We start from the raw sequence: 17,860 nt of genomic DNA on the forward strand, positions 1-17,860 counted from the left end.
TTATTCGTCGAAATACACGCCTGCCCGGACAAGGATGTCCTGCTTTAAACGATTATCCCCCTCTGCAATATCCACCACGATGTTTACCCCTCGCTGATCATATTGACTGCTGATTAATACGCACCCGTAACGATCGATCAGATAACGGATATGAGCTTCTTCTGAAAAATCACAGAATATGGTTATACGCTCACGCCGGATAAGGTGTTCGCACTGATCATCGCTTAGCTGTGTTAATACTTCCTGAGCACTGCGGCTGTAAGCGCGCTGTAAGCCGCCAGTGCCAAGTTTGGTACCGCCGTAATAGCGGATAACCAGTAGGACGCAATTAACCAGGTCGTCGTGGCGCAGCTGCTTGAGAATGGGCATTCCTGCCGTACCGGACGGTTCGCCATCGTCAGAGTAGCCCTCTTGCAGCTGGCTGTTGCGTTCATCGTCAGTGTTGTCTGTGGTGTGCGCCTGTAAGCGGAAGGCCCAGCAGATATGGCTGGCTTTAGGATGTTGCAGCCACGCCAGGGCCAGCAGGTCACGGACTGATTGTTCGCAATCCACTGGAGCAATCCGGCTGATAAAGCGGCTGCGCTTTTCTTCGGTTTCAGTCTGCAGGCTGATTAACGGTTGCCGCATAGCGTCAGAGGTGACCTGGATTAACGCTTTTGGCAAAGGTACAGCGAGAAGCGGCTATCGGCCGACAGTACCTCAACGGTTTGGAACAATCGCCGTAACTTACCGGCATAAGGAAGATGGCGGTTGGCAATAACCAGCAAGTGTCCGCCACTGACGAGTGCTTTGGCACTTTGTTCAAACATCCGCTCGGCAATGTTAGTCAGCTGTTTGTGGCCATCATGAAAGGGCGGGTTGCAGACAATCCAGTCCTGCGTTTCATGGACGGCTGTCAGTATGTCGCCGTGGCGAACACTGACATCCAGCTGATTCTGCCGGGCATTATGTTGGGCGGAACGGACGGCGAGCCAGGAATCATCGGTCAGAGTAACATCCAGCTGCGGATGTGCCTGCTTCAGTGTCAGGCCGAGTAATCCATTGCCACAACCCAGATCGCACACCTTGCCACAGAAAGGCAGGTCGGTGTGTTCGAGTAACACACGACTGCCAATATCATGCTGCTGGCGGGAAAAAACACCGGGCAGGCCGGACAGGGTAAGGCCGCTGTCGGTTTGATAGCCGTTCCAGTGATCTTCGCTTACCGGCTTCGGCGTGAACGTCAGCTCCAGTAAGCGTGCCTTGCGCACCACCTGCTCCTGTCGATAGGTGGCGGCCTCCTTTTCCAGCCAGTTAAGCCAGCTGACCGGTATATGTTTGACCATGCCAGCCAGGAGGTAGCGCGTATCGGCCGGCAGGCGTTCGCGGCAACATTGCAGCCAGAATTTAAGCTGTTCCAGATTTTTCGGCAGCTTGATCAGAACCTGTCGGGTTGACGCCGGAATCTGTTCTTCGCTGAGAATGAGCTGACCGGCATCGAGTGCGAGCTGGTTACTCTGGTGGTTGCGGCGGGTCGCTTCGCAGGCGCAAGCGCTGTCGTGCCAGTTAATGACTGTAGTAGCCCGATTACTCAGGGCGCAGCTCAGTGCGCCGTGGCGGTCATTAATGGTCAGCGTATTTTGTGTGCTTGCGTGGCTGAGCAGATAATCATCGGCGGCATCCCAGGGCAGGGCGACATGCTCAGGGACGACAGGATGACAGGACAGAGTCAGCCCGGTTTTTTCCCAGACTGGCATCAGTAGAAGTTATCGAAATCTTTGCTGTCGAGCTGCTCAAGCAGGGTTTTGCTGCGTTCGGTCCGCTCTTCAGGTTGTTCCGTTGCCGTGTCACCTTTGGCTTTAACACGGGTGTCTTGCTTCTTGCCGTCTTGCTTTTGGGCGACTTCTTTCTTCTCGGCGTCTTTTTTTACCGCGCTGGCCGCCGGTTTGTCTGAGCTGACAGCAGGCTGGACAAGTGCTTGTTTGGCTTCAGGGTTTTCGAGCAGAAATTTTTCAAACACTGACAGCGTTTTGCGGCCTTTCAGTCGTTTGGTGTTTTGGCGGTCGCCACCGGCTTCGCGCTTCAGTTTGGAAATGCTGCCGGTTTTTACTTTGTGAATACGCTTAAGAGAGCGGTTTTTCTTGATGCGGGTCATCGGAATCATACTGCGAGGTGCATAGCCGGTCATTTTAGCGCAGGTGCTGTGGGCTTGTAATGCGGATTTACTTTTTTTGTGCAAGGCGTAAGGTGGCGCTCCGTTTGCCGCTGGCACTGTTTGTCCTGCGCTGGCCGGTCACTGGCTCAATTTCAACAGGATCGCTTATGTATTGGCCGTCGCTGCTGTTTACCCTGGAAACAACCCTCCCCATTTTTATTCTGGTACTGCTGGGTCTGGTGTTACGCCGACGGCGTATGATAGACGAGGCGTTTATCGCCACTTCATCCAGGCTGGTGTTCAATATCGCGCTGCCGGTACTGATGTTTATGGCGATAGCGCGTTCGCAACTGGATATTGCGCGTTACTCACCCCTGATTATTTTTGTGCTGCTGGCCGCTGTTCTGGCGGCGGGTTTGTCTGCCTTTTGGGCGCGCAGACTGGCGCTTTCTTCTGCACAGCGCGGTGCGTTTGTGCAGGCTTCCTTTCGCAGTAATCTGGGTATTATTGGCCTGGCGTTATGTCTGAATGCCTACGGGCGCGAGGGCGGTGTATTGGGGGCTCTGCTGCTGGCTGTTATTACGCCGCTTTATAATCTGATGGCGGTCTTTTTTCTGGCGCAACATCAACAGGTGCAATGGCTGGCTCAACTGCGCCTGGTTTTGTCGAACCCGTTAATTATTGCCATTGCCCTGGCCGTACCATTCAGTCTGTTTCACTGGGCACTGCCGGAAGTGGCGCTGCGGGTGGGGAATTCTCTGGCAGCGATGACCTTACCTTTGGCATTAATCGGTGTGGGTGGCTCTCTCAGCTTCAGCACTATGCGCCAGGGAAATGCAGCAGTGTTGCATATCGTTACACTAAAGTTACTGGTATTGCCTGTTATGATTGCTGTTGCGGCCTGGTGGTGCGGATTTCGCTCGGTCGAGCTGGGGGTTATCTGTCTGATGTTTGCCAGTCCAACGGCAGCGGCGGCTTTTGTTATGGCCAAGAGTATGGGGGCTGATGCGGAGTTAACGGCTAATGCCATTGCATTGACAACAATAGGCTCTGTGCTGACGGTCAGTGGATTTGTCTATGTCCTCAGTCTTTTGCCGCTGGTATAGTTGACGTTCAAGAACAATTCAAATTGCTTTGCCAAATAAAGGGAATCGCTGTCGGTGAGCTCAATGCCTGTAGATAAACGCTATCTGGTCTATCTGGCCTCAAATTCTCTGGGTCTGGATCTGGAACGTTATGAAGTACAAAGGCAGCTTGCCCGTCATGGTATGGTCAACGTCGGTTTTGCCTGCCGCGAAGATGCCGGCCCTTATGACTGGAATCTGGTTCGCGCGCAAATAGAAAGCGCTGACCTTTTTATTCTGTTGCTGGGCGATGATTATGGCCCTATGGCGCCGACGGGCATCAGTTATCTGCATCGTGAATTTGTACACGCCAAATCGTTAAATAAGCCGACGTTGGCGTTTATTAAAAATACCCTGCCAGAAAAAAACCTGACAGAAGATCAGCGTCGTCTTGCGGGCTTTCATCGGATTGTTGCACAGCAATCTGCTTATAAGCTTTGGCATCTGCGGGAAGAGCTTATGTCCCATGTGCGGGCCTCTTTATCCAGCTCGATGCTGACTCTGGGGCCAGGCTGGGTGCCTGCGGGTGTCAGCAAAACACCGGCCATGCCGATGGCGGCGGAAGCCAACAAAGAAACGGCAGAGCCTTTATCGGCACGCCAACGTCTTAATCTCAGCCGTCAGGTGGTGAATCTGCAGATTGCGGCCAAGGTTTATCAGGGTGGCAATCTTTCTCAGGAAGAAGTGCTTTTGCCAGTGCGTCTTGATCAGTTGTTGCAAGGGGCTATGCCATTGCTCAAAGCGGGGGCCAGTGAAGACCGCTTGCGCGCGCAGCTGGAAAGTGTGGTGGCGGGAACGGTGAAGTCGCAACTGCTGAAGCGCAATGCCCAGGCGCATGCGGTGGACGATATCCGCATCAGTCGTGGTCAGTTTCAGCAGGTATTAAAACAGTGGCAGGGCCTGGGTTTTGTTGCGGCCAGCGGGGAAGGTGTGCGCGCAGTGTGGAAGGCTCTGGCGGATGTGTCCAAAGCCTGACCGGCACGCAGTGATTTTATGGCTGACTGTTGAACTGGCCGAGTAACGAGTTACGCTGCTCCCATTCGCTTTTCATGCTGTCGCAAACGGTATTGCAGACATCAAAAATAAAGGGTGCGCCGATACTGAAATAGGCCATGTTGCCTTCCTGACGCCGGCGAACGAGTCCGTGTGTGCGCAGTGTCGACAGGTGCTTTGATACGTTGGGCTGTGATGCGCTGGTTGCTTCAACCAGTTCGCTCACGGATTTCTCCCCCCCCTGCAGCTGATGCAGAATTTTCAGGCGCATTGGGTCCGACAGAAGTCGGAAGCGCTGGGCTATCAGCTCCAGCATTTCATCTGACATTACTTCTTGCATATCGCTCTCTCCGGGGTTCGGAAGGATTTTAAATCAATTACGATACTGAAAATATAACTATGTAGTCATTCTGTGTAATGATTATTTCTATGGTTATTCTGTTTTGTTATTAGTTCTGCGCTCAGGGGCAGCAGGCAAAGAAATGTATTTTCCACGGTGCGATCATGCAAGCGGGTGCGACAATCGGTATACTGCGGCCAGTATTTATGGGGGCTTCTATGCGTAATCTTGTTGTTTTGCTGCTGGTATTACTGGCGGGTTGTTCGCAGCCAACGGACGAAATCATCCGTATCAGTGGTCCGACGATGGGCACTTCTTATCACATTCTTTGGGTTGGGCAGGACCCGGGCGTTGCTTCAGATGTACAGGCTCAGGTGGATCAGCGACTGGTCGAAATCAACCGCAGTATGTCGACGTATGACCCGGATTCTGAGTTATCGAAGTTAAATCAGGGTCGCTTGCCAGTGGCGGAAGACGGCTGGATTGCGGTGTCACAGGATCTCTTTGATGTGATCAATGATGCGACCGGTATTCATCGCAAGAGTCGTGGCCTGTTTGATGTTACGGTCGGCCCTTTGGTTAATCTCTGGGGTTTTGGGCCGACCCCAGCGGTTGACGAAGCACCCAGCGCGGAAGCCATTGCCCAAGCCCTTACTGAAATCGGTGCCGAAGCGATAGAGTTAAACCCCTCAATCTCTTCTGTACGATTGCAAAAGCCGTTGTACATTGATTTATCGGCCATTGCCAAAGGCTGGGCGGTGGATGAACTGGCCGATCTTCTGCGCCAGCGAGGGATTACCCACTTTATGATTGAAGTGGGTGGAGAGGTACGGACATCCGGTCAGAAGCCGGATGGAAAACTCTGGCGCATCGCTATTGAACGCCCTGGTGCGATACCGGGTGAACGGGGAGTCGAGCTGGTGATTGAGCCTGGCGAGTCGGCGGTGGCTACATCAGGTGATTACCGCAATTATTTCGAAGAAAATGGCGTGCGCTATTCTCATACCATTAATCCATTTACCGGGCGGCCGATTGTGCATCGTCTGGCATCGGTGACGGTCGTGAACGACTCTTCCGGCCTGGCGGATGGTTGGGCTACGGCCTTAAATGTGGCCGGTCCGGAAGTCGGTATGCAACTGGCTGAACAGGAAAACCTGGCTGTCTTTATGATTGTGCGTGACGATCAGGGGTTTCACGAATTGGCGTCCAGTCGCTTTCGCCAGCAATTTCCACATTACCAATCGGCCGAACACTGATTTTTCGAGGAACTGACTATGTTAACAATAATGATTGCATTCGCCGTGATGCTGATGATCGTGGCCGCTATGGCTGTTGGTGTGCTGCTGGGACGTAAGCCCATCAGTGGTTCCTGTGGCGGCATGAGCGCTATTGGTATGGATGGCGCGTGCGATGTTTGTGGTGGCGATAAAAATAAATGTGAAAAAGAAAGCAAGCAGGCGGCTGAGCAGTCATCTCAGGCTGACTTCTACGATGCGACTAAGCGCTAATCATGCGGAATAAGTATTTTAACCTACAATAACAGCTGTCTATGATGGCGGCTGCAGGCTGTTGAATACAGCTCTGCACACACTTTAACCGGTAGCGTAATACCGGAAATCCGACGGAATGATGGAGTAAACAGGCATGGCAGATTATCACTACGACGTCGTTGTTATTGGCGCAGGTCCCGCTGGGGAAGGTGCCGCAATGAACGCCGCCAAAAAAGGCAAGAAGGTGGCGGTCGTCGAGGATAAAAACATGGTCGGTGGGAATTGTACTCACTGGGGCACCATTCCTTCCAAAGCCTTGCGTCATGCGGTAAAGCAAATCATTCAGTTCAATACCAATCCAATGTTTCGTGAAATTGGTGAGCCGCGCTGGTTTTCATTTCCGCGCGTCCTGAAAAGTGCTGAACGGGTTATTGCTAAGCAGGTTAAGCTGCGTACCGAGTTTTATGGTCGCAACCGGATTACGGTTTACACCGGTATGGCGCAATTTGCTGATGCTAATACCATTGATGTTTATCATGGCAGTATGAGCAATACCCGCCTGCATGCAAAGGAAGTGGTGATCGCTACAGGATCGAGCCCATGGCGTCCGGATAATATTGATTTTACCCACCCGCGCATTTATGACTCGGACACCATTCTGCAACTCGAACACACTCCGCAAACCATTATTATTTATGGTGCCGGAGTTATTGGTTGTGAGTATGCATCTATTTTTTCCGGCCTGGGTGTCAAGGTTGATTTAATACACCCGGGTGACCGCCTGCTGAATTTCCTGGATGACGAAATTTCCGACGCGCTCAGTTATCACCTGCGCGATAAAGGCGCATTAATTCGTCATAACGAACAGTTTGATTCGGTTGAGGGGAATGATCGCTACGTTACGATGGTTATGGCCTCCGGCAAAAAAGTGAAAGCCGATGCATTCCTCTGGGCCGCCGGGCGCAGTGGTAATACCAAAGGTTTGGGGCTGGAAAATGTTGGCCTTAAGCCCAACAGTCGTGGCCAGATTGACGTTGATCGTGAGTACCGTACGGCCGTTGATAATATTTATGCCGTTGGCGATGTGATCGGCTGGCCGTCACTGGCATCTGCCGCTTACGATCAGGGGCGGGCAGCGGCGGCGATTATTGCCTCTCCGCAGGACTTCCGCTTTGTTGATTCAGTGCCGACCGGTATTTACACCATTCCGGAGATCAGCTCCGTTGGTAAAACCGAGCGTCAGCTAACGGAAGAAAAAATTCCTTATGAAGTTGGCCAGGCATTCTTTAAAAACCTGGCGCGGGCACAGATTACTGCGGAAGGTGTCGGCATGCTGAAGATCCTGTTTCATCGCCAGACACTGGAAATTCTGGGTATTCATTGCTTTGGTGATCAGGCAGCCGAAATTGTACACATTGGTCAGGCCATTATGAGCCAGAAAGGCGAAGGGAATTCACTGAAGTATTTTGTCAATACCACCTTTAACTATCCGACCATGGCGGAAGCTTATCGGGTGGCTGCGCTGAATGGCTTGAACCGCCTGTAAGCGCCAGGATGCATTGTCAGAGCAATAAAAAAGCCGCTTCAGCGGCTTTTTTATTGGCTTGCATTTATGCACGGTAGGTATGAATGCGCAGGCTGGGTAAAAATGGTTCGGCACTGATTTTTTGGTCGCCACGTTGTTGGCGCGTACGTCCAACCGGCGGCTCGGATGATATTTCATTAAATACCGGCAGCTGTGCGCTTTCACCCGGAATAAATAATGGCAGGGCAAGATTCATGGCTTTGCGTTTTATGGCCGATGCCGGATCAAAAACTAAATTGGCGCGGACAACCGGTGCCAGTGTCTGGATTTGTGCCAGTTGCAGGTGTTCTGATAAATGCGCCAGTTTTTTTAATTGCACCTGGATATGAGATTTTTCTTCACCCAGTTCCAGTAACATTTCCTGCGCTTGCGCAACGCTGATTTTTTTAATACTGCGTCCATTAACGTACCAGCTGAAACCAACCTTTTTCGGACAGAGTTCCAGCAACGGAATATGCCGGAAGCATTGTTTCAAATGCACGCGCTTAAGGCCGGCAAAGGTCAGTGATTCACGGAGTGAAGCATGGCGCTGCCCGAGCTGGGTGTAGTGCTGTTGCCAATCGTCAGTGATCAGCTCAGCGCGAGCTTGCTGTACCGCCTGGCGGAAGCGATCTTTTTGCTGATTAATGTCTTTAATGTGCTCGCATAAGTCAGCATTGGCCATGACCAGTCCATGACGGCTGCGGGTTTCCCGGCCGTCCTGGCCATCACGGTACCAGAGATCGCAAATAAGATCAGCCAGGAACTGGCGCTGAGTGGTGGCTTGCTGCTCAATCGTATTCAGCGGTATCCACAGCGCCGGTTGCTCTTGCAGCAACACTGTGCGCAGTTTTTCCAGCCGCTTGACCAGCTGATCAAACTCGGTTGTTAAGTCACTGATCACTGTGCGTTCCGGGCTTCCAGCTTGGCGCGGATAAATTCGCTGTGGGGAATGTAAAGCAGTTCGGCAATACGACGGATGATATGTTCTTCATATTTATCAAGGCCGTTGCTGCTGTATGCCACTTGCCACAATCCACGCATTAAACGGAATTTACCGGCTGCATCCAGTTGCTGATTAATTACCGCGGTAAATTGAAAAAGATCACTGGCTTTTTCAACGCGTTGCAGAGCATCGCGAAGCAGATCCGCAGACTCGGCGACGCTGAGTCCAAATAAATTTTGCAGAACCTGCGCCAACGCTTGTTCCTCTTGCGCATCGACCTCATGGTCGGCGCGCATCACTTCGGCCAGTAATGCCGCACAGGCAAGGTTGATGTGGTGAGGTTCAGGACGCTTAGTCTCGTCACGGAACAGGCTCAGCAGACGTTCTATCACAGCATTTGGCTCAGTCGTTGTTCGAGTAATTGTTGGTCGGCGGCAAAGCGGCGAATGCCATCGGCTAACTTTTCGGTAGCCATCGCATCTTCATTCATTGCCCAGCGGAATTGAGCTTCATTAACGCTGTGTTTGGCAATGTCAGATTGAGCCTTGCGGTCATCCAGCTGTTGCGGCAGTTCGTCTTGCGCGGCACTGAGTTCACTCAGCAGGTCAGGGCTGATGGTCAGCTTATCGCAACCGGCGAGTGCTTCTACTTCACCGATGTTGCGGAAGCTTGCACCCATAACGACGGTCTTGTAACCGTGTACTTTGTAGTGGTTGTAAATCTGGCTGACTGACATAACGCCGGGGTCTGCTTTGCCGCGGTAATCGCCGTCAGGCTTATTGGCTTTATGCCAATCGAGAATGCGGCCAACAAAAGGCGAGATGAGAGTGGCACCGGCTTCGGCGCAGGCCACGGCCTGGCTGAAGTTAAACAGCAGGGTCAGATTGCAGTGAATGCCTTCCTGCTCCAATGTGCGGGCCGCCTGAATGCCTTCCCAGGTGGAGGCAATTTTAATCAGAATGCGGTCACGGCCGATGCCGGCGTCGGCATACATCTGAATCAGCTTACGCGCTTTGGCGACAGTGGCGGCGCTGTCGAACGACAAGCGCGCATCCACTTCGGTTGAGACCAGACCCGGAATAATACTGAGAATTTCGCAGCCAATCGCCACCGCCAGCTTGTCGCAGGCATTAACGATCAGGCTGTCGCTGTTGTTAACCGTTTTGGCCCATTCCAGCGATTGCCGGATCAGTGCCTGATACGCTGGCAGCTCAGCGGCTTTGAGAATCAGTGACGGATTGGTGGTGGCATCCTGCGGTTTGTGCTGACGGATGGCATCAATATCACCGGTGTCGGCAACGACAACGGTCATGGCTCTCAGTGCGTCCAATTTGCTCATGGGGATAATCCAAAGTCTTTATTTAGCGGTAGCAGAGCCATTGTTGGGGCAGGCTTTGCTGAAGTTTGTACGAAGACTTAGTAGAGTGTCGCAATGGCAGGGGAAGGTCAATGCAGGCCGGCGCTTTCTCTGTTAAAAAATCATTTCAATACAAACACTTGGGGAATGCTTTATGAAAATTTTCTACACCGCAGCATTGTGGTTGTTAAGCATGGTTGCACTGGCGGGTGAGTCGGTCTGGATTGATGTGCGTACCGCAGATGAATTTAACGCGGGCCATGTGGGGGTTGCGCATCATATTCCCCATCAGCAAATTGCCGGAAATATTGGCAAGCTGAAGCTGGATAAAGAGGCTGATATCTATGTGTACTGTAAGTCTGGTCGTCGTGCCGGCATTGCCCGCGATGCGCTGCTGGAGCTTGGCTACACCCGTGTTACCAATGTTGGTGGTTTAGGCGATGCGTTACGCCTGAAAGCGGAGATGGACAAAAAAGTGAAGGCTGCAGACTAAGTACTAAGCCTCCGGCCACGGTAGTCTGCTTACTGAGGTCTGCTGGTTGTGGTTCCTTGTTGCGGTTCCTTATCGGCGCTGAGGATTAATAACCCATCAGCGCCAGTGCCTGCTCAAGCACTTCAACGCCGGAAGTACGCTTCGGTGCCTGCTCACTCAGGTGGCGACGGTACAGACGCGCGCCAGGCTGACCATTAAACAGACCAAGGGTATGGCGGCTGATATGGTGCAGTGTTGCGCCTTTGCTCAGTTGCTCTTCGATATAAGGGTAGAGGCTGCGCACGATGGCGGCTTTATCAATGACCGCTGGGCTTTCGCTGTGTTCTGACGCTGCGGCGTAATAGCGCTGATCCACTTCGGCCAGAACCGACGGGTTGTGGTAAGCCTCGCGCCCGAGCATCACACCATCAACATGGGGCATCAGTTCTGCAATTTGCTCGTGGGTGGTGATGCCGCCGTTGATCAGAATCTCCAGCTGCGGAAATTCCTGTTTTAAACGAAAGACGGTGTCGTATTTCAGCGGCGGTATCTCGCGGTTTTCCTTCGGTGACAGGCCCTGCAGAATGGCTTTACGCGCGTGCACAATAAAGGTCTCACAGCCGGCATCGGCGACGGTGCCGACGAAATCGCGCAGCTGCTCGTAGCTGTCCTGATCATCGATACCAATGCGGTGTTTGACCGTGACATCAATGCTGGTTGCATCTTTCATGGCCTTAACGCAGTCAGCCACCAGCTGCGGATGGGCCATCAGGCAGGCGCCAATCATATTGTTCTGCACCCGGTCGCTGGGACAGCCCACATTCAGGTTAACTTCGTCATAGCCCCATTCTTCGGCAAAGCGCGCGCACTGGCCAAGCGCTTCCGGATTGCTGCCGCCCAATTGCAGGGCAATGGGGTGTTCGCTGTCGTTATATTCCAGAAAACGCTCGCGGTTACCATGAATCAGCGCGCCAGTGGTGACCATTTCAGTGTACAGCACGGCGTGGCGTGTCAGTTGACGCCAGAAGTGACGGCAATGGCGATCGGACCATTCCATCATCGGGGCGGTGGTAAAGGTTCGGTCAATGTGTTTTCTGGTCATGGCTGGTGATCGTTGTCCGCAGGGTTTTGCAGCAGGGTGGTGCAGGCTTTCAGATAGCGGCTGCGGTTTATCAGCAGGTGCCAGCGTTTGCCGCCAACCTGACGCCACAGAATGGCTCCGCGGATACCGGCCAGCAGCAGGGCGCGTACGCGGTTTGCGGTGTGTGCATTCTGCAGATGGGTTGGATTGCCGGTCACATGAATGCGGAAGCTGAGATTACTCAGCGTTTGCTTGTACAGTCCGGCCAGCGCCGCCACGGTATTTTCGTGGCCGACGGAAAAATGATCTGCCTGACGTGATGCGCTTTGAATGCCATCCCCCAGTGCCGCCATCATGCCAGGCTTCTGGCGCAGCTTGCGTTCAAGGTGCAGCAGGCTCAGAGCATAACGGGTGACGTCGGGGTTAACCCCTTGCATGGATCGGTTCAGCATGGTGCCAAGATGATTCAGACCCACATTCAGATGGGTGTTTGGGTTGCCATAAACGTCGCTGAAGTTTTGCGGCGACTGAATAAACAAGGCGCGCAGTAACGGTTCTGATGAATCGTTGGCAATGTCACCGGTACGGGCCAGTTGTTCAACCAGTGCAGCGGCCTGAACTACGGCGGCGAGAGCGATGGTTTGTTCTTCGTTGCGGGAAAGCATCATTCATTGTCACCGGTCTGTTCAATAACACCGCCACCAAGGCAGGCCTCACCGAGATAAAACACCACGGACTGGCCCGGCGTAATAGCGCGCTGTGGGGTGTCAAACGTGATGCGGTATTGCTTGCCGTCACGCTCAATCAGGCAGGGCTGGTCTTCCTGGCGGTAGCGCACTTTGGCCGTGCAACGCAGGGGCAGTTCTGGTTCGTTATTGACCCAGAATACCTGCTCAGTGGTCAGCCAATCCTTAAACAGCAGAGGGTGGTTTTTACCCTGCACGGCAATCAGGACGTTCCGTTCGAGGTCTTTACCGGCAACAAACCAGGGTTCGTCCGGATAACCGGCCAGGCCGCCAATGCCTAAGCCCTGACGCTGCCCCAGAGTGTGATACATCAACCCCTGATGCTCGCCAATGTCTTCGCCTTTGTCGGTTTCGATGCGACCGGGTTGTGCCGGTAGATACTGCTTAAGGAAATCACTGAATCGGCGCTCGCCGATAAAGCAGATGCCGGTGGAGTCTTTCTTGCTGGCGGTGACCAGCCCTTGCTCTTCAGCAATGCAGCGGACTTCCGGCTTCTCCAGCTCACCCACCGGAAACAGGGTCTGACGGATTTCTGCGTCACCAACCGCATGCAGGAAGTAGCTCTGATCTTTATTGCCATCCAAACCTTTGAGCAGATAGGTCTGGCCATCCTTATCGAGACGGCGCACATAATGGCCGGTGGCGATCAGATCGGCTCCCAGCACTTTGGCGTAATCAAGAAAGGCTTTGAACTTGATTTCACGGTTACAAAGAATATCCGGATTAGGGGTGCGTCCGGCTTTGTATTCGTTGAGGAAGTATTCGAACACATTGTCCCAGTATTCTGCTGCAAAATTCGCCTGATGCAGCTTGATACCCAGGGTGTCACACACCTGTTGGGCGTCGGCCAGATCATCTTTGGCGGTGCAGTATTCTGTGCCGTCGTCTTCGTCCCAGTTCTTCATGAACAGACCTTCCACCTGATAGCCCTGTTCAAGCAGCAGATACGCGGATACAGAGGAGTCGACGCCACCGGACATGCCGACAATGACTTTGGTTTCAGAAGGCGTTTTCATGGTTAAGGGTGCTCTACAATAACGTCCAGAGGGTAACGCTTCCCGGCGAGATAATCCTCAATACAGGTCAGTACCATCGGGCTGCGAAGCTGAGTGCTTACGCGCAGCTCATCAATGGTCAGCCAGCGAGGGCCAATAATACCGTCATCCAGCACGGCACCGTCTACTGCATTCAAGGCTTTGGCAAACAGGCAATAACGGTGGTAAGTCACCTGGTTGGCCGGAGCCGTGTAAGTATACAGACCAACCAACCCTTCAGGCTCGACCAGCCAGCCGGTTTCTTCCAGCGTTTCACGACGGGCCGCGGCGACAATGGTTTCACCTTCTTCTATATGTCCGGCGGGTTGATTAATCACCTGCAGCCCAAGACTGATTTCCTCAACCATAAGGAAGCGGCCTTCGTGTTCGACGATGGTGGCGACAGTGGCATGTGGGGTCCAGCGCTCAGACATGAGACATCCTGACGAAAAAGGGGCGGCGAGTTTACCTGAAAGCGGGGGCTTTTCTCAAATTAACGCGGGCGACGTTTTTGTTTTAAACGGCGATCACCCGATGGGCGCGATTTGGCTGATGGGCTCTTCCTTTCTGTCGCCGCTGTCGGCATATGAAGGGTTTCACTTCGGTATTCACCCGGTTGCAGTCCATCTAACGACCAGGTGCCTATACGGACGCGTACCAGTCGCAGGGTTGGATGGCCGATATGGGCGGTCATTCTTCTTACCTGGCGGTTACGTCCTTCGCGGATACGGATCTCAAGCCAGCAGGTTTCATCGTTTACCCGATAACGGATCGGCGGATTGCGCGGCCACAATGCCGGCTCATCAATAATACAGACGATTGCCGGTCGGGTTGGGCCATCTTTAAGTGTTACGCCTTTGCGTAAAGTCTCCAGTGCAGATTCGTCCGGCGTCCCTTCGACCTGAACCCAGTAGGTTTTTTCCATTTTATGTTGTGGATCGGCAATACGGGCTTGAAGTTGACCATTATCGGTCAGCAGCAACAGGCCTTCGGAGTCGTAATCCAGGCGGCCGGCGGGGTAAACGCCGGGTAGGTCAATATGCGCCTTAAGCGTGCAGCGGCCTTCAGAGTCACTAAACTGAGAAAGGACGTTAAAAGGCTTGTTAAGAAGTATCAGGGTGGCCATGGCTTTGTCTGGTTGGTTCTGTAAGAAAACTACTTATTCTTTCGTCTAGCTTGCATTTTTTGTAGAAAAACTACAAATTACCGCCCCGGACTCTATGAGTCGCCGGAACTAATCCCCGGCACCGATGCGGTTGACTGTCCCAGCATAAGCAGGACAGATCCCGAACCGGAGGCTTTATTGTACAGGAAATGTGGTGGCCAAAAGCTACCTGCCTGTTAAGCCTCATGCGAAACAGCAATCAGCTACCATGCGATAGGAGTAATAATGTCCACCGATACCCCAAAGATCATTTATACAGAGACCGATGAAGCCCCGGCACTGGCGACGTACTCTCTGCTTCCGATCGTTAAGGCATTTACTCAGTCTGCTGGTATTGCTGTAGAAACCCGCGATATTTCACTGGCTGGCCGTATTCTTGCGGCATTTCCGGAATACCTGAGTGAAGATCAGCGTCAGTCTGATGATTTGGCCGAGCTGGGTGCGCTGGCGAATCGTCCTGAAGCGAACATCATCAAGCTGCCGAATATCAGTGCGTCTGTACCGCAGCTGATCGATGCGATCAAAGAACTGAAAGCCAAAGGCTTTAAGGTTCCACGTTACCTGGAAGAGCCTGAAACCGACGAAGAGAAAGAAGCCAAGCGTCGTTATGACAAAATTAAGGGCAGTGCCGTTAACCCGGTACTGCGCGAAGGTAACTCAGACCGTCGTGCACCTGCATCTGTTAAACAGTATGCGCGTAACAATCCACACAGCATGGGCGAATGGTCTGCGGATTCTAAAACCCATGTTGCTCACATGGATCATGGTGATTTTTACGGCAGTGAAAAATCGATCACGATGCCATCTGCAACCGATGCCCGTATTGAATTTACCGCCAGTAATGGTGAGAAAACGATTCTGAAAGCCAAGCTGCCATTGCTGGCAGATGAAGTGATTGACGCGTCCGTCATGAGCCGTAAAGCACTGCGTGAGTTTTTCGCCCGTGAATTTGAAGACGCGCGCCAGCAGGGGGTATTGCTGTCGGTGCATCTGAAAGCAACCATGATGAAAGTATCGGACCCGATCATTTTTGGGCATGCGGTATCGGTATTTTTCTCTGATGTGTTTGAAAAGTATGCCACCGTGTTCGATGAATTGGGCATTAATCCAAACAATGGTATGGCCGATCTGCTGTGGAAGTTGCGTCGCCTGCCGGATGATCAGCGTGCTGCTATTGAGGCCGATATTCAGGCCTGTTACAGCAAGCGTCCGCAGTTAGGCATGGTGAACTCAGATAAAGGCATTACCAACTTACACGTGCCAAATGACGTGATTGTGGATGCTTCTATGCCCGCGATGATTCGCGCCTCTGGCAAGTTCTGGGATAAAGAGGGCGGCCTGCAGGATACCAAAGCACTGATTCCTGATCGTTGCTATGCCGGTGTCTATCAGGAAACCATTAACTTCTGTAAGAAAAATGGTGCCTTCGATCCGCGCACAATGGGCAGCGTGCCTAACGTTGGCCTGATGGCACAGAAAGCTGAAGAGTACGGTTCACACGACAAGACCTTTGAAATTCCAGCCGATGGCAAAGTTCAGGTCGTGGACGCTGATGGTGCGGTATTGCTCGAACATACCGTTGAAGAGGGCGATATCTGGCGTATGTGTCAGGCCAAAGATGCACCGATTCAGGATTGGGTGAAGCTGGCGGTAACCCGTGCCCGCCTGAGCGATACTCCGGCTATTTTTTGGCTGGATAAAAATCGTGCCCACGATGCACAACTGATTGTTAAGGTCGAAAAGTACCTCGCGCAGCACGATACTGCTGGTCTTGATATCAGCATTATGACGCCGGAAGATGCAACCCGCGTAACGCTGCAGCGCCTGAAGGACGGAAAAGATACTATTTCTGTCACCGGGAACGTCCTGCGTGATTATCTGACAGACCTGTTCCCGATTATGGAGTTAGGTACCAGCGCGAAAATGCTGTCAATCGTACCGCTGATGGCGGGTGGTGGTCTGTTTGAAACCGGTGCTGGCGGTTCGGCACCTAAGCATGTTCAGCAGTTGCTGGAAGAAGACTTCTTACGCTGGGATTCGCTGGGCGAGTTTATGGCGTTGTCGGCGTCACTTGAGCATCTGGGCCATGCGACCAGCAATGATAAAGCGCATGTGCTGGCTGAAACTCTCGATCTGGCCACTGGGTTGGTGTTGGATAACAACAAATCGCCATCCCGCAAAGTGGGTGAGATTGATAACCGTGGCAGTCATTTTTACCTGGCGCTGTATTGGGCTCAGGCACTGGCTGCACAAGACAAAGATGCAGACCTGCAGAAGTGTTTTGCCCCGCTGGCTAAGACGTTAAGTGATAACGAAGCAGCGATCATGGCTGAATTATCAGCAGTGCAGGGCAATAAGGTGGAAATCGGCGGTTACTATCGTCCGGTGCCATCTCTGGCTGAAAAAGCCATGCGCCCAAGTGCAACATTGAATGCTGCTATTGATGGTCACTCCTGTTAAGGCGTGATAAGCATAAAAAAACCGCCGAAAGGCGGTTTTTTTATGCTTATTCTTTGGCGGTACTTTGCCGGAAGGTCAGGCGCCTTCTGCGCTAAGCGTCCTTTCATCAGAAGTTTCATTGTCGGCAGTGGCTAGGCTATCACTGTCCAGTGCGCGGATATTAATGGCGTGTGTGCCTTTATCGCTGGGCTTGGTATCGAACTGAACAGCCTGACCCGCTTTCAGTGTTCGGTAGCCATCCATCTGGATCGTAGAGTAATGCGCAAAAAGATCTTCGTTGCTGTCATCCGCCAGAATGAAGCCATACCCTTTTGCATTATTAAACCACTTTACCTTCCCTGTTTTCATTATTATGCCTCCCCTGCATGCCCTTCGACTGAAATAAGCTTTGGCTTACTACCCATGGCTGAATAACACACTAACCCCACAAAAACAGAGCGTCAAGCGTCCGGGAATGCACTTTGTTAGCTTCCGCACTTGTTATTGTCTGTGCCGCCCGCATTTAACAAATAACACCCCGTAAACGTCCCCGTGGTAGAGGTGTGGAGGGCAGAGCGTTATCATGCCTGCAAAATGCAACGATTCTATCAGGCTATGCACCACATCTTTGATTCTCAACTAAACTTACAAGCACAAGATCAGTATTCCGACGATAACGGTGGGGTGGCTGTTGAAACGGCTAAGCCGGCACTCAAAAAGCCCCCTATGTATTGTGTGGTTATGATGAATGATGACTACACACCCATGGAGTTTGTCGTTGAGGTGCTGCAGAGTTTTTTCAGTAAAACGCCTGAACAGGCGACACAGATAATGTTAACGGTTCATACCAAAGGCAGTGCAGTTTGCGCGGTATATACGAAAGATGTAGCGGAAACTAAAGCGGCAGTAGTGAATCAATATGCAAGAGATTGTCAGCATCCGTTGATGTGTGAAATTTCTCCGGCAGATGACTGA

At 52.4% G+C, this 17,860-nt stretch carries 21 protein-coding genes; 8 read left to right on the forward strand and 13 right to left on the reverse strand.

Going from position 1 to position 17,860, the window contains the following annotated elements; all coding sequences use genetic code 11:
• The 3 genes from NYR02_RS11695 to NYR02_RS11705 are packed head-to-tail and all read right to left on the reverse strand — an operon-like array spanning position 1 to position 2,251.
• Positions 1–627 (reverse strand): IMPACT family protein, encoded by a 627-nt coding sequence (locus NYR02_RS11695; protein WP_260976540.1) that lies wholly within the window; start codon positions 625–627, stop codon positions 1–3.
• A 20-nt stretch (positions 628–647) separates the two neighbouring features.
• The gene (locus tag NYR02_RS11700; RefSeq protein ID WP_260976541.1) at positions 648–1,736 is read right to left on the reverse strand and encodes a class I SAM-dependent methyltransferase; all 1,089 of its coding nucleotides are present in this window, start codon (positions 1,734–1,736) and stop codon (positions 648–650) included.
• Positions 1,736–2,251, reverse strand: a complete 516-nt coding sequence (locus NYR02_RS11705) for a hypothetical protein (RefSeq protein WP_260976542.1) — start codon at positions 2,249–2,251, stop codon at positions 1,736–1,738. Before NYR02_RS11705 ends, NYR02_RS11700 begins: the two co-directional genes overlap by 1 nt.
• A gap of 50 nt (positions 2,252–2,301) precedes the next feature.
• On the opposite strand from NYR02_RS11705, the gene NYR02_RS11710 reads away from it, so the two are divergent.
• Both NYR02_RS11710 and NYR02_RS11715 read left to right on the forward strand, forming a co-directional pair.
• The gene (locus NYR02_RS11710) at positions 2,302–3,240 is read left to right on the forward strand and encodes an AEC family transporter (protein ID WP_260976543.1); all 939 of its coding nucleotides are present in this window, start codon (positions 2,302–2,304) and stop codon (positions 3,238–3,240) included.
• 63 nt (positions 3,241–3,303) lie between these two features.
• Positions 3,304–4,233: a DUF4062 domain-containing protein gene (locus NYR02_RS11715; protein WP_260976544.1), complete on the forward strand. Its 930-nt coding sequence runs from the start codon at positions 3,304–3,306 to the stop codon at positions 4,231–4,233.
• Between the two features lie 16 nt (positions 4,234–4,249).
• On the opposite strand, the gene NYR02_RS11720 is transcribed toward NYR02_RS11715, so the two are convergent.
• Positions 4,250–4,591 carry an ArsR/SmtB family transcription factor gene (locus tag NYR02_RS11720; RefSeq protein WP_260976545.1) on the reverse strand — a complete coding sequence of 114 codons (342 nt, stop codon included), beginning with the start codon at positions 4,589–4,591 and terminating at the stop codon, positions 4,250–4,252.
• 218 nt (positions 4,592–4,809) lie between these two features.
• Between NYR02_RS11720 and NYR02_RS11725 the strand changes: the two genes are divergently transcribed.
• The 3 genes from NYR02_RS11725 to sthA all read left to right on the forward strand — a co-directional run bounded on the left by NYR02_RS11725 (position 4,810) and on the right by sthA (position 7,627).
• Entirely contained in the window at positions 4,810–5,847 is a 1,038-nt protein-coding gene (locus NYR02_RS11725) for an FAD:protein FMN transferase (protein WP_260976546.1), read from the forward strand.
• A gap of 18 nt (positions 5,848–5,865) precedes the next feature.
• Entirely contained in the window at positions 5,866–6,099 is a 234-nt protein-coding gene (gene nqrM / locus NYR02_RS11730) for a (Na+)-NQR maturation NqrM (RefSeq protein WP_260976547.1), read from the forward strand.
• A 136-nt stretch (positions 6,100–6,235) separates the two neighbouring features.
• Positions 6,236–7,627 (forward strand): Si-specific NAD(P)(+) transhydrogenase, encoded by a 1,392-nt coding sequence (gene sthA, locus NYR02_RS11735; RefSeq protein ID WP_260976548.1) that lies wholly within the window; start codon positions 6,236–6,238, stop codon positions 7,625–7,627.
• 64 nt (positions 7,628–7,691) lie between these two features.
• Here sthA and NYR02_RS11740 read toward each other — a convergent pair whose 3' ends face one another.
• The 3 genes from NYR02_RS11740 to tal are packed head-to-tail and all read right to left on the reverse strand — an operon-like array spanning position 7,692 to position 9,930.
• On the reverse strand, positions 7,692–8,549 hold the full coding sequence (locus tag NYR02_RS11740; RefSeq protein WP_260976549.1) for a DNA replication terminus site-binding protein: 858 nt from the start codon (positions 8,547–8,549) through the stop codon (positions 7,692–7,694).
• Entirely contained in the window at positions 8,546–8,983 is a 438-nt protein-coding gene (locus NYR02_RS11745) for a tellurite resistance TerB family protein (RefSeq protein ID WP_260976550.1), read from the reverse strand. The genes NYR02_RS11740 and NYR02_RS11745 overlap by 4 nt, the downstream gene beginning before the upstream one ends.
• Positions 8,980–9,930, reverse strand: a complete 951-nt coding sequence (gene tal, locus NYR02_RS11750) for a transaldolase (protein WP_260976551.1) — start codon at positions 9,928–9,930, stop codon at positions 8,980–8,982. The genes NYR02_RS11745 and tal overlap by 4 nt, the downstream gene beginning before the upstream one ends.
• A 172-nt stretch (positions 9,931–10,102) precedes the next feature.
• On the opposite strand from tal, the gene NYR02_RS11755 reads away from it, so the two are divergent.
• On the forward strand, positions 10,103–10,441 hold the full coding sequence (locus NYR02_RS11755; RefSeq protein ID WP_260976552.1) for a rhodanese-like domain-containing protein: 339 nt from the start codon (positions 10,103–10,105) through the stop codon (positions 10,439–10,441).
• 85 nt (positions 10,442–10,526) lie between these two features.
• On the opposite strand, the gene dusA is transcribed toward NYR02_RS11755, so the two are convergent.
• From dusA to NYR02_RS11780, 5 genes are read right to left on the reverse strand one after another with little or no spacing between them, the layout of a single operon-like run.
• Positions 10,527–11,522 (reverse strand): tRNA dihydrouridine(20/20a) synthase DusA, encoded by a 996-nt coding sequence (dusA, locus tag NYR02_RS11760; protein WP_260976553.1) that lies wholly within the window; start codon positions 11,520–11,522, stop codon positions 10,527–10,529.
• Positions 11,519–12,169, reverse strand: a complete 651-nt coding sequence (gene hflD, locus NYR02_RS11765; RefSeq protein WP_260976554.1) for a high frequency lysogenization protein HflD — start codon at positions 12,167–12,169, stop codon at positions 11,519–11,521. The genes dusA and hflD overlap by 4 nt, the downstream gene beginning before the upstream one ends.
• Entirely contained in the window at positions 12,166–13,263 is a 1,098-nt protein-coding gene (mnmA, locus tag NYR02_RS11770) for a tRNA 2-thiouridine(34) synthase MnmA (protein ID WP_260976555.1), read from the reverse strand. Before mnmA ends, hflD begins: the two co-directional genes overlap by 4 nt.
• Before the next feature lie 2 nt (positions 13,264–13,265).
• Positions 13,266–13,715, reverse strand: a complete 450-nt coding sequence (locus NYR02_RS11775) for an NUDIX hydrolase (RefSeq protein WP_260976556.1) — start codon at positions 13,713–13,715, stop codon at positions 13,266–13,268.
• 59 nt (positions 13,716–13,774) lie between these two features.
• Entirely contained in the window at positions 13,775–14,407 is a 633-nt protein-coding gene (locus NYR02_RS11780) for a pseudouridine synthase (RefSeq protein ID WP_260976557.1), read from the reverse strand.
• Positions 14,408–14,671: 264 nt separating this feature from the next.
• On the opposite strand from NYR02_RS11780, the gene NYR02_RS11785 reads away from it, so the two are divergent.
• Positions 14,672–16,906 (forward strand): NADP-dependent isocitrate dehydrogenase, encoded by a 2,235-nt coding sequence (locus NYR02_RS11785; protein ID WP_260976558.1) that lies wholly within the window; start codon positions 14,672–14,674, stop codon positions 16,904–16,906.
• A 75-nt stretch (positions 16,907–16,981) separates the two neighbouring features.
• On the opposite strand, the gene cspD is transcribed toward NYR02_RS11785, so the two are convergent.
• On the reverse strand, positions 16,982–17,254 hold the full coding sequence (cspD, locus tag NYR02_RS11790; RefSeq protein ID WP_270049605.1) for a cold shock domain-containing protein CspD: 273 nt from the start codon (positions 17,252–17,254) through the stop codon (positions 16,982–16,984).
• Positions 17,255–17,500: 246 nt separating this feature from the next.
• Here cspD and clpS point away from each other — a divergent pair, with 246 nt between their 5' ends.
• Positions 17,501–17,860: an ATP-dependent Clp protease adapter ClpS gene (gene clpS, locus NYR02_RS11795; RefSeq protein WP_260976778.1), complete on the forward strand. Its 360-nt coding sequence runs from the start codon at positions 17,501–17,503 to the stop codon at positions 17,858–17,860.

The sequence above is a fragment of the Thalassolituus pacificus genome (assembly GCF_025318105.1).
GTDB lineage: Bacteria > Pseudomonadota > Gammaproteobacteria > Pseudomonadales > Oceanobacteraceae > Venatoribacter > Venatoribacter pacificus.